This is a genomic window from Rhizobium sp. TH135 (assembly GCF_002855515.1).
Classification (GTDB): Bacteria; Pseudomonadota; Alphaproteobacteria; order Rhizobiales; family Rhizobiaceae; genus Allorhizobium.
Genome location: NZ_PKRP01000001.1, coordinates 1087023 through 1097750, shown reverse-complemented (window position 1 = coordinate 1097750; position 10728 = coordinate 1087023). Strand labels below are relative to the sequence as shown.

Sequence of the window (10728 nt, the reverse complement as noted above, 5' to 3'; positions counted from 1 at the left end):
TCAGTTGTTACGCTCTTGGCGCGGGGTGGAGCAGCCCGGTAGCTCGTCAGGCTCATAACCTGAAGGCCGCAGGTTCAAATCCTGCCCCCGCAACCACTGAAACTTGTAACCGGCGCCATGAAGTCTCCTCCTCAGCGAGGACTGCCTCGAACCGGTGCAAATCCGCCATCTTCTCTGCCCTGTCCTTGAACTCCCCCGCCCTCACACGGCGGGCGAACTCGTTTGCGTGCTGTTCGCGCAGACCGGCCGTATAATCCTGGAAAGCCTGCATTGAAGCCAGTACACCAGCAAGGCGGCCATGGATGGTCAGCTCCGCCGACTTGCCGTCGGCAGACGGCGCGATCACGACCTTTTGGACCAGCTCTCTCAAGAAGTTGAAATGACGCTGCACGTCGTCATGTTCGCTCGCACCGGCGCGGGCCACCGCCGTCAACGCACCGATCGCCGCCGTAAACATCGACGGATTGACCGTAAAGGTCTTGGGCGGACCGGACCGCTTCTTCTGCTGGATTCGAAGCGAAGATTCGATCTCGTCACGCTGACGCTGAAGGTCATCAAGCATCTTGTTGAACGCTTCGATTTGCGGCTGGCCGTTGAGGATACGATCGGTGACCTGAGTCGCGATGGCTTCTTGCTTTCGCGACACGTCGTTGAGTTGGCTCTTTAGCTTCTCTTGATCGCGTTCCCCGGCTTTCGCTGTGGCCGCCAATTGCTTGTTGATCTCGTCCTGCAGGCTTGCAGTACTGCCGACTGACAAAAGGCGGGCCGGGATTGCGTCGAGAACCCGCGTCTCCAGTTCGGCTCGACTGATGGTCTTCGAGTTGGGGCAAATACCATCATCAAGATGGGCGATCGGCAGGTCCTTCTGACGATTGGTGCACCCGTAGCGATTTTTGGACATGATGGCATACGGCCCTGCGCAATGCGCGCACTCGAGCAAACCGCTGAGCAGGTAATTGGGACGATGCGTCCGATTGAGGCGATTTGTCGTTGTATGATTGAATTGCGCTTCGACCTCGATTTGCCTCTGCTTTACCTTTGACCATAGTTCATCATCGATGATGCGGAGTTCGGGAACTTCGGAAACCACCCAGTCGCTCTCATCATTCATGCGCGCTTCGCGCTGTTCCGTTTCCGGGTTCTTGCTGAACTTTCGACGGTTGAAGATGAGACGGCCCACAAAGGTCTCATTGTTAAGAATACCGGTGCGCCGCTCCCTGCTGCCGCGAATTGCGGTGTCACGCCACTTCAGCCCCCTCGGACCAGGCACCGGTGGGACACGGTTGTTGAGCTCGACCGCCATCTCCTTCGGAGACCGGCCAAGAACGTACTTCTGAAAAATCCAGCGGATGATTTCGGCTTGTTCCTCATCGATCTGGCGAAGGCCTGGAATGCGGTCGCCATGCTCGTCGTAGACCAGCTTTGCTCGGTAGCCATAGGCAATCCCACTGGCCGCCTTGCCCTTGCGGATTGCCGTCTTCATACCCTCGCGGGTCTTGTAGCGAGTCTGCTCGATCATATCGTGGCTGATAATTGCGCGGAGGCCGAGTTCCATGTCGTTGACCGGCGCAACATTTTGGACTGTGCAGAGTTCGACACCCTTATGGCGCAGTTGCTTCAGGATGCCCGAGCTACGCTCCATGTCGCGCGAGATACGATCCACCGACATGCAGAGAAGAATGTCGACACCGCCTCGCTTGACCGCCCGCAAGACGTCTTGAATGCCAGGTCGCATCTTGAGCATCGTGCCGCTGACAGCGCGGTCGTCATAGATGCCAGCAACGGTCCAGCCCTGATGTGCTGCGAACTCGCTTGCGAGGTTGACACTCATTCTGCTCCATGTCTCCCGACATTCGACCCCACGCCTGCCAGCAAGCTCGCCTTTGACGCTATCTTCGTGAGCAGATGGCCGCCTGTGGTCACTGACCTTATCGTTGCAGCGATCGGTGATGCCGCCTATCTTCGCGTTGCCCTGCTCGGCGTGACCGCCGAACTCGGAAGCCTGGTGCGGACCGCAGGTCTTTCCGCCGGTATCGTGCCGGAAACGTTCGTCGGGCTCGATACCGCCCGGGGCTGTATCAGCGCGGTCAAGACTGCCTTGCTCTCTCCCAACTGCCTCTTCGTCATCGGCCTCGTCGTGGCGCGCTTCGCTTCAGCCCTTCTCTCCGGCCGCTTTGAACCCTCATGGCCAAACGCACGCGGACTGCTGGCACGCTTCACTGGGGGCGTGCTGATGGGTTGGGGGGGGCATGACCGGTCTCGGCTGCACCGTCGGTGTTTTGCTCTCGGGAATTCAAGCAGGGGCCGTCTCGGGCTGGATATTCCTGATCTTCAGTACAGCGGGCGCCGTGTCCGGCTTGCTCGGCATCCGGCGATTTGGCTAATCGTCCACGACTTGCTGGCTTATCGGCAGCCGGCCTTGGCTAGGTGCCTCGGTTTCGGCCGGGAGTACAGGATGTTCTGATCAGCCGCCGCCAACGGTCATAACGACGCTGGTCTCGTCTCGGTCGGCTCGACTAGGAACAGGACGGCGCGCTTACAGCTACAGCCGGGCTCGAGGCTTGCGCCGAACTGACCCAAAATACGAATCCAAATCGCCCGTTGGCACCTTTCCGCCTCTGCTCAGTTATCTGCCTAAAGCCAATATTCTACAGGGTGATGGTATGTCTCAACGTTTGAAAGTGAAGGAAATGGTGATGCAGATGCACGAGAGGAACCTCGTGCTCATGAACATTCTCCGCGATATCGCCGAAAACGAGACATCGGGTCATATCGCCACTGACGCGACAGACGAACAGATCGCCCGACACTCTGCTGACAAGGCGCTGCGTCGGAAAGATATACTCGGAGAAATTTCGCACATCCTGCATCAAGAAGACATGGCACGCCGCGTAAAGGCATAAGTCGCTTCGACTTTGACGCTATCTGGACCTGCGGATGTCCAACAATTTTTCGAGTTTTTGCCATTCCTACGTTTGACATCACCAACGGAGTGAAGGGCCATCTCGTTCTTCCTTGCGTACGACAACTACCGAAAGATCGCAGGGTTAAGGGAAGAATTGGGCTAACGCAGGCAGATCGATTTCGGCTGGCGCCAATTTGCCAGGCGGAATAGTGATGCCTGCTTTGGGCAAGGGATCGGCGACCACTTGAGCAACATCGACTCCAGAATGCTTGCCGGGCTTTTGGTTGTCGGTGATCAGCAGGTTGATTGCCTGATCGCTGATGATGTCCAGCGCTTCATAGCTATACAGTAACGACAAGCGGCACATTTCAATCAGATTAGGACGTATGACATGGCAGATCCTGTTAAGGATGCGACAGAGTTGAAGGCGATTCTCGGCGATGTTGTCTCTCAAGTGAAAACACGTGCGCCTGGAATTTACGACGAGGCTGTCGCGGAAGCTAAGGAGAAGGATAAGCCAACCCCGCGCAAGGCAGACTTTAAAAAGTTCGGCATCGCAGTATTTACCAGGACCGGCCAGCTAGCCGCCGCCGGCAATGCCAGCATCGGCTTTCCGATCCAATCCATATCCAAGGTCTTCGCCCTTGAGCTTGCGCTAGAGGCGCTCGGCGAGGCTTTGTGGAAACGGATCGGCCGTGATCCATCGGGCGACCCCTTCAATTCCATTATCGATCTTGAGCGCGCTAAGGGTGTTCCACGCAACCCGTTCATCAATGCCGGTGCATTGGTCGTATGCGATGTTCTCGCCGGTCTCGGAGGAAGCGCAGATCCAAATCGTCATGTGGTTCGCTTTGTTGAAAGAATGCTCGACGGTGAGGCGATGACGCTCGACAAGGATGTTATGGCCAGCGACCGTACCGGCGGCGACCTCAACCGATCGCTGATGTTCATGGCGAGACACCACGGCAATCTGAATCATCCGGTAGACAAGGTTATGGAAGCCTATATCCACCAATGCGCCATCACGCTGGATTGTCGTGGACTTGCCAAGGCAGGCCGCTTTCTCATCCTTGACGACCCCGAACAAGAGAACGATGCAACCCTGGCAGCTGCGCGGCGCGCTAGGCGGATCCTTTCGGTGATGATGCTGTGTGGCCAATATGATGGCTCAGGTGACTTCGCCTATCGGGTTGGATTGCCAGCCAAATCGGGCGTCGGCGGGGGAATTCTTGCCGTTGCCCCCCACTGCGCCTCAATCGCCGTGTGGTCGCCAGCACTCGACTCAATGGGCAACAGTTGGCTCGGCACACTGGGGCTAGAGTTGATCAGCTCCAAGACCGACTGGTCTGTCTTCGGCAGGGCGCGCCGGTGAATTGCCAGCCAACACGAATTTCTTTGATAGAGCCGGCTCGTTCTGGTCGAAGAGCTTCGGGGAAATCACCTCAGGAGCGCCAAGCGCAGCGACATGGCCTTGCAGGCATAGCTTGACGAGGTCTGCGCCCCATTGCGGATTTAAAATGACTACGGGATTTTGTTACATAATTCGGCTTACCCCACAAAGGACCAACTGAATGCGAATTTAGGACTTATCCGCCTATAGTGACGCTTATGATTGAAAAATTCGGCCTGATCGGTTGCGCAACATCACACGTCGCAGCCTACCAAATTGCAGATCGGGCGCACACGACGTCACTAAAGCACCTTTCAGTGTGCCGCCACCTTCAATTTGGCCTGCTCGAGTGACCAGTACTCCATATCGAAAAGGTCGGCCTCCCCAATCGGCGTGAACTTGCCGTAGGCCTCGGCTGCGTTGATTGCACGTGTCGCTTGCTCGCAGAGGTCTCCGCCGATCCTTGCCGCTTTTTCCGTGCTTCCAAGCGCATACATGCCCTTGTGCCGAACAATGATCACGCGCGGATAGGCGTCGAGCATCTGCTTCGGCTCGCTCTGCCGTGCGGCATTGCGCTCGAAATACGATCTGTAGCGTGCCGCATAAGCCTCGAGTGCTTCTACGATCGCCGCTTCGCTTGCGTCTGCCTCTATGATCATCGGCCAGGGCTTGATCCGGATGACGTGGTCGGGCGTCACCGTGCCTCGCTGTGCGATCTCCTCGAGATTCTCTCTGGCGGTATAGTCCCTAATGGAGGATGTCGAGCGATAGTCCAGGAAGATGGCTTTCTCGAATGGTGAGTTCGGCTGGGAGAGGGCGCGTTCCAAACGAAGCTTTAGGCCCTGATCCTGCTCACCGTCATTGTTTTGCGGTCCAGTAAGGGTGACACCGGCTCGGGCAAGCTCTTCCTCCGCCATCGTCACGAATCCAATCATAAGCTCATAGGACGTACGGGCGTCGTTCGCGAAGGTGAAAAGCCCGTGGTTTTCAAGCCATAGCCCCTCGCAGCCCGGATTTTCCCGATAGATGAGGTCGCCTGCAATTGAGAGGTCAAATCCCGGCATGACGTAAGGGACATAGGCGACGCGGCTGCCGTAGATGCGCTTTACGGTTTCGCGCATGTCCGGCTGGTCGGCCAGCGCGAGAATGGCCGTCGCGTGTGTGTGATCGACAAATGTGAAGGGCAGGAAGGCGTGCAATAACGCCTCAACTGATGGGTTCGGTGCATCCGCTGAGATCAGGTTCCGGCGTAGCAGCGCAACCATGTCGGGATCGGAGAGCTTTGGTCCATCGCGCACTTCAAGCAGGGGAGCGAGGTGCACGGCAGGGAGCCCTGGTGCTTTGATCGTGTCGAGATCCCATCCGCTGCCTTTGATGTGCATCAGTTTCGAGCCATCATCGGCAACGACTTTCACCGATGTGTTGCCGCCTCCGTGCAGGACGAGGTCCGGATCGCCACCGATGATGCGGGAGGAGTAGATCCGAAGGCCGAGAGCATCACTTTGGCTGGTAGCGCGTGCGGCTTCTGCATAGCGATTTGCGTCTTCGTCGTTCCAGCGGCTTTGCATCGGCATATCCTGTCTCTTGAATGAAGTCGGCGGGCAGCCGAAGCCGCCCGCCGTAAGTTCGTCAGTTTGTTAGAAGTCGAAGTTGCCGATGTTGTCCTTGGTAAAGACGGTCCGCTCCGGAAGCAGGATGATGCCATTGCCATCCGCCTCGTAGTCGTAACCCTGGACGCTGTTCGCCGAGACTTCGACGGTGCCGACGCCGGGGATATCCAGCTTGTCGCCAACCTTCATCGGTCCGTTCTTCAGGACATGATCGGCGACGTAGACGGAGATCTTGCCCTGCTGCGTCACGTCCCAAAGGCCGAAGCGCTGGATCGTGCCGCGCTCGATATAGGGGCGCATGACATTCGGCGTGGAGAAGCCGACAATCGTCACACCTTCGGCACGCTTGAGGTTTTCGGCGGCCTGCGCTGCAGCAGGAAGCGCATTGGCGTCAGGCGCGATGATCGCATCGAGGTCGGGATAAGTCTGCAGAATGCTCTCGGCCGTCTGCAGGGACTTCTGCGCATCATTGTAGCCGTATTGGGTGGTGACGATCTCCCAACCCGGGTGCTCCATGGCAATCTTCTGCTTTGCGGCTTCCGCCCAGGCATTCTGGTCGGTGACGGTTGGGCTTGAGTAGAAGAAGGCGACCTTGGCCTTTTCCTTCGTCACGCCCTCGGCTGCCATCTCGACCAGCAGGCTACCCAGCTGCTCCGGCGTTCCCTGGTTAATGTAGTAGCTGCGGCAATCCGGGTTGACGTCGCTGTCCCAGGTCATGACCAGAACATCGCGTTCCATGGCGCGCTTGAGGGCAGGGCACAGGCCGTCAGGCGAAACCGATGACACGATCAGGGCATTGTAGCCCTGGTTGACGTAGTTGTTGATGAACTGCACCTGGCCCGAAACACTCGGCTCGGTCGGTCCGTCATAGGTCACCTTGGCGCCGAGCTCTTCGCCGGCTTTGACGGCACCTGCGCCACCCGAGGTGAAGAAGCCGACACCGACCAGCTTGGGGATGAAGGCAATCTGGTTTTCGGCATTGGCCGAGCCTACGCCCAGCATGGTTCCGGCTGCAAGAACGCTCGCCAGAGCGCCCGATTTTAACATGATCTTAATCATTTACTTTCTCCTCCTGAAGTGACCGTTGCCGTAGGCTTTTTCTGTTGCCGGGCAACGGCGATGAAATCGGCCAGCATTGCGCTCCCATGGCGCAATGCGACCGCGACAACCAGCAACCCTCCCGAAAGTGCGCTGGAAATCTGGCTGGGAACCCCGGCTGCCTGCAGACCCTGCTGCAGATAGCCGATGACGAATGTTGCGAGGAGCGTGCCGAGGATGGAGCCTTGGCCGCCATAGATCGATGCGCCACCGAGTACTGCCGCAGTGACTGCCGGCAGCAGCGTCGCGGAACCGAGATCGACGCGGGCCGAGCCGAAATAGGCCGACATCACGAGGCCGGCGAGTGCCGCAGAAACGCCTGTGATCACATAGGTGATTGTCTGAACGCGCTTGACGGGAATACCGGCGAAGCGTGCTGCGTCCTCGGACTGACCCGCGAGGAAGACAGTGCGACCGAAACGGGTGAAATGCAGCAGGACAACAAGAACAAAGGCGAGCGCCAGGAAGAGGGCGAGCGACGCCGGCAGCCCGAGAAACTCGGCATATCCAAAGGCGTTGAAAGCCTCAGGGAAGTTGCCAATGCCCTCGTAGCCGCCAGCACCGACAAGGCCGGATGCAACTGTGGCCGTGCCCTGGAACAGATAAAGGCTTCCCAGTGTGACAACGAGGGGCTGGATCTTCGACAGGTGAATGAGCGTCGCATTGAACAGGCCACACAGGCCGCCCGTCGCGAGTGCCAAAGCGATCGCCAGCGGTAGAGGGACGCCGTAGAATGTAGCAACGCCGAAGATGATGGCAGCCAGCCCGATCACCGAAGCGAAGGAAACGTCAATGCCACCGGCAATGATGACGAGCGTAAGCGGCAGGGCGACCATCCCGATCTGGATGAAGTCGGACGTGCCATAGACGAGGTTGGCGACGTTCAGGAACCTGGGATTGATCAGCCCGAAGACCGCGAGTTCGACAACGAGCATGGCAAGGAGAGCGGTCTCCCATCGGAAGAAGAGATTCTTCATCGGGCAGCCTCCGCTGTGCTTACAATTGTCTGTTCGGGAGATGGCGAACGTTCATGGACCGCATAGCGGCGGGCACGGATGCGCCGATCAATGAGCTGCCGGATCCGTCCATCGAGCAGCAACACGCTCAATAGCAGAGCGCCGGCGATGAAGTCGTTCCAGTAGGCGGGAATTTTCAGGAAGACGAGCGCACTGTCGATCGAGGTGATGAAGATCACCGCGGCAAAGACGCCAGCGACCGAGCCCGTCCCACCAAGCAGGCTGACGCCGCCGAGTACGTTGACGGCAATAGCCTTCAACTCGATCCCGTTGCCAGCCTGGTTCGGAATGAATCCGATCTGGGCTGCAAAGATGAGGCCGGCAAGAGCCGAGCAGATGCCTGTCGCCACAAAGGCGGTGAACTGAACACGGTGCACCGGCACACCCAGATGGTGAGCGGCCGCCTTGTTGTCGCCGACAGCGTAGAAGAAGCGACCGAACCGTGTCTTGCGAAGGCCAATCCAGGTCAGAACAACGAGCGCGAGGACGACGACCGTAAGAGAGGACAAGCCAAACCCGAGATTGGCGGCCAGTGCCTTCAGGCCTTGCGGAAGGTCTTCGATCCACCGACCGCCCGTCATGACCAGCATGATTCCACGGTAGAGGCCAAGTGTTCCAAGTGTCGCCACGATGGAGGGGATGCCGAGATAGGCCACCATCAGACCGTTGAATGCGCCGGCGAGGGCGCCTGTCAGAAGGCATGTAGCGATTGCCAGCGGCAGGCTCATGCCGGCATTTAACGAGAGACCGAGAACGGCTGCGCTCAAACCGAGGACCGAGCCACTTGAGACGTCGATGTTGCGTGTCAGGATGACGATCATCGTGCCGAGCGAGATCAGCATCAGGACAAGGCTGCTCGAAAAGACAGAGGAAAGTGTCGCGCCTGAAAGATAGCCCGGTGCCGCAGCGCCGATGGCGGCATAGGCAAGGGCAAGAACGACAAGGAGGGTTGCGACGCGGTTCTTGGCAAAAAGGTCAAGCATGACGGGCCTCCGAAGCGCCGAAGGCAAGCCGCGCAATCGCATCGACCGAGATGTCGTCCTTCAGTTCGCCACCTTGCCGTCCGAAGGCCATGACTTCGACCCGGTCGGCCAATTGCTCGATTTCGTCGAAGTCGGAGGAGATGAGGATGATCGCCACCCCTTCGAGGGCGAGTTTTTCGATGAGATTGTAGATGTCGTTGCGCGCCGCAACGTCGACGCCACGTGTCGGTTCGTCGAGGATCAGCACCTTAGGTCGTGCTGCAAGGCATTTCGCCATGAGGACCTTCTGTTGGTTGCCGCCCGACAAGCCGCGCGCTTCCTGGCCGGGGCCGCTGCATTTAATGCCCATGGACTGGCGAAACGCCTCGAAGCTCTTTTTCTCGGAGCTTGGCCGTAGGAAGAAGGGCAGGCGGTGGACAAGATAAGAAGAGACGTTCCAGAAGAGGGGGGCTTCGAGGAAAAGCCCGTGCTGCTGGCGATCCTCCGGCAAATAGACAAGCCCGCGATCGATGCAGATGCGCGGAGACCTCTTCCTGAGCTCCTGTCCATCAAGTGTGACTGTTCCTGTCGACTGACCTCTCAGACCGAAAAGGGTCTCGGCAAGCTCTGTTCGTCCCGCGCCAACGACGCCGGCAAGCCCGAGGATCTCGCCACTGCGGACCTGAAGACTGATGTCCTGAAATCCTTCGCCACTCAATCCGGACACGGAAAGGCGGGGCGCGTCAGTGTTGTCTGCGACGCGTTGCTCTCGAATCCTCGAAGGTGTCGCGCCGATCTGGACTCGGCTCATCGCTTCGACGATGGCTGCATCGGTATAACTGTCGAGAGACCCTGAAAGTACGATGACACCATCGCGCAAAACGCTGATCGTCCCGCAGATTTCCCGGATCTCGCGTAGCTTGTGGGAGATGAAGAAAATGCCGACCCCCTGCGCCTGCAATTTGCGGACGCGGTCAAACAATGCGCTGGTTTCAAACGGGGTCAGTGCCGATGTGGGTTCATCGAGAATGAGGACGCGTGCATCGCGAACAAGGCCGCGCAAGATCTCGACGATCTGTCGTTCCGCGATCTCCAAGGCTGCAGCCTGTCCATCGAGATCAAGGGTTACGGAGAGCTCGGCGATTAGTTGCTCGACACGGGGGCGAAGGATCAGTGGCGAGGGCCGGAGGCCAAGGCAGATGTTCTCCAGAACAGTCTGGTTGGGCAGAATGTGCGCTTCCTGCGGCACGAGATAGAGACCGAGTGCCTGGGCCTGGGCGGGCGACGCATGTGTTAGTACTTGTCCGTCGATCTCGATCGAGCCTGAATTGGCCGCGATCACGCCTGACATGATCTTCATAAGCGTGGATTTGCCCGCGCCATTGCCGCCGAGGAGAGCGTGAACCTCTCCAGCCTGCAAATCGAGCGAAACGCCTTTCAGCACGGGGATTGCGCCGTAGGATTTCCAGATTTCGGTGAGCTTCGCGACCCTCCCGGTCGTCTGGCTACCTGTCATGCTGCACCTGTTCATATGTATGTTCTGGTAATCAAATGATCATATCGCTTCGGGTTCGTCAACATGTTCACGAGAGCTGGATAGCTCCTGATGTCACGATGGTGCGCTGCAAATCATGAATATTTAGAGGAAATCAAATGATTAGGTGCGAGAGAATTTTTTCTGCCAAACTCGACGTTGACGGATCAGATGTTTATTTGATACTCAAATGATCAATTGAGGCGGAGGGAG

General features: G+C 58.1%; 10 protein-coding genes, 1 tRNA gene and 1 pseudogene. 5 read left to right on the top strand and 7 right to left on the bottom strand.

What is annotated here, in order from left to right; translation table 11 throughout:
- Positions 1–19 precede the first annotated feature (19 nt).
- Together C0V73_RS05125 and C0V73_RS23235 are read left to right on the top strand one after the other, a co-directional pair.
- Positions 20–96 (top strand) — tRNA-Met (locus C0V73_RS05125).
- A gap of 202 nt (positions 97–298) precedes the next feature.
- Positions 299–667: a hypothetical protein gene (locus tag C0V73_RS23235; protein ID WP_245407872.1), complete on the top strand. Its 369-nt coding sequence runs from the start codon at positions 299–301 to the stop codon at positions 665–667.
- A gap of 114 nt (positions 668–781) precedes the next feature.
- Here C0V73_RS23235 and C0V73_RS23440 read toward each other — a convergent pair.
- Positions 782–1483, bottom strand: a pseudogene (locus tag C0V73_RS23440) (recombinase family protein); the annotation flags it as partial.
- Between C0V73_RS23440 and C0V73_RS23435 the strand changes: the two are divergent.
- Positions 1370–2464 (top strand): YeeE/YedE thiosulfate transporter family protein, encoded by a 1095-nt coding sequence (locus tag C0V73_RS23435; RefSeq protein ID WP_348627170.1) that lies wholly within the window; start codon positions 1370–1372, stop codon positions 2462–2464. The pseudogene C0V73_RS23440 and the gene C0V73_RS23435 overlap by 114 nt on opposite strands.
- A gap of 97 nt (positions 2465–2561) precedes the next feature.
- Positions 2562–2903 carry a hypothetical protein gene (locus C0V73_RS23190; protein ID WP_143708307.1) on the top strand — a complete coding sequence of 114 codons (342 nt, stop codon included), beginning with the start codon at positions 2562–2564 and terminating at the stop codon, positions 2901–2903.
- Between the two features lie 144 nt (positions 2904–3047).
- Here C0V73_RS23190 and C0V73_RS05105 read toward each other — a convergent pair whose 3' ends face one another.
- On the bottom strand, positions 3048–3263 hold the full coding sequence (locus C0V73_RS05105) for a hypothetical protein (protein ID WP_102018864.1): 216 nt from the start codon (positions 3261–3263) through the stop codon (positions 3048–3050).
- Positions 3264–3296: 33 nt separating this feature from the next.
- On the opposite strand from C0V73_RS05105, the gene glsA reads away from it, so the two are divergent.
- A complete protein-coding gene (gene glsA, locus C0V73_RS05100; RefSeq protein WP_172450029.1) occupies positions 3297–4277 on the top strand; it encodes a glutaminase A in 981 nt (326 codons plus the stop codon).
- Between the two features lie 332 nt (positions 4278–4609).
- Here the strand turns inward: glsA and C0V73_RS05095 are convergent, their stop codons facing one another.
- The 5 genes from C0V73_RS05095 to lsrA all read right to left on the bottom strand — a co-directional run bounded on the left by C0V73_RS05095 (position 4610) and on the right by lsrA (position 10497).
- Positions 4610–5863, bottom strand: coding sequence for a class II aldolase (locus C0V73_RS05095; protein ID WP_102018863.1), 1254 nt, complete (start codon positions 5861–5863; stop codon positions 4610–4612).
- 69 nt (positions 5864–5932) lie between these two features.
- The gene (lsrB, locus tag C0V73_RS05090; protein ID WP_102018862.1) at positions 5933–6964 is read right to left on the bottom strand and encodes an autoinducer 2 ABC transporter substrate-binding protein LsrB; all 1032 of its coding nucleotides are present in this window, start codon (positions 6962–6964) and stop codon (positions 5933–5935) included.
- Positions 6961–7980, bottom strand: a complete 1020-nt coding sequence (locus C0V73_RS05085) for an autoinducer 2 import system permease LsrD (RefSeq protein WP_102018861.1) — start codon at positions 7978–7980, stop codon at positions 6961–6963. Before C0V73_RS05085 ends, lsrB begins: the two co-directional genes overlap by 4 nt.
- Positions 7977–9002 carry an autoinducer 2 ABC transporter permease LsrC gene (gene lsrC, locus C0V73_RS05080; RefSeq protein ID WP_102018860.1) on the bottom strand — a complete coding sequence of 342 codons (1026 nt, stop codon included), beginning with the start codon at positions 9000–9002 and terminating at the stop codon, positions 7977–7979. Before lsrC ends, C0V73_RS05085 begins: the two co-directional genes overlap by 4 nt.
- On the bottom strand, positions 8995–10497 hold the full coding sequence (lsrA, locus tag C0V73_RS05075; RefSeq protein WP_172450026.1) for an autoinducer 2 ABC transporter ATP-binding protein LsrA: 1503 nt from the start codon (positions 10495–10497) through the stop codon (positions 8995–8997). Before lsrA ends, lsrC begins: the two co-directional genes overlap by 8 nt.
- Between the last annotated feature and the right edge of the window lie 231 nt (positions 10498–10728).

Coding starts and splice junctions, on each gene's coding strand:
- C0V73_RS23235 (WP_245407872.1), top strand. CDS start 299: ATGGATGGTCAGCTCCGCCGACTTGCCGTCGGCAGACGGCGCGATCAC.
- glsA (WP_172450029.1), top strand. CDS start 3,297: ATGGCAGATCCTGTTAAGGATGCGACAGAGTTGAAGGCGATTCTCGGC.
- C0V73_RS05095 (WP_102018863.1), bottom strand. CDS start 5,863: ATGCAAAGCCGCTGGAACGACGAAGACGCAAATCGCTATGCAGAAGCC.
- lsrB (WP_102018862.1), bottom strand. CDS start 6,964: ATGATTAAGATCATGTTAAAATCGGGCGCTCTGGCGAGCGTTCTTGCA.
- C0V73_RS05085 (WP_102018861.1), bottom strand. CDS start 7,980: ATGAAGAATCTCTTCTTCCGATGGGAGACCGCTCTCCTTGCCATGCTC.
- lsrC (WP_102018860.1), bottom strand. CDS start 9,002: ATGCTTGACCTTTTTGCCAAGAACCGCGTCGCAACCCTCCTTGTCGTT.
- lsrA (WP_172450026.1), bottom strand. CDS start 10,497: ATGACAGGTAGCCAGACGACCGGGAGGGTCGCGAAGCTCACCGAAATC.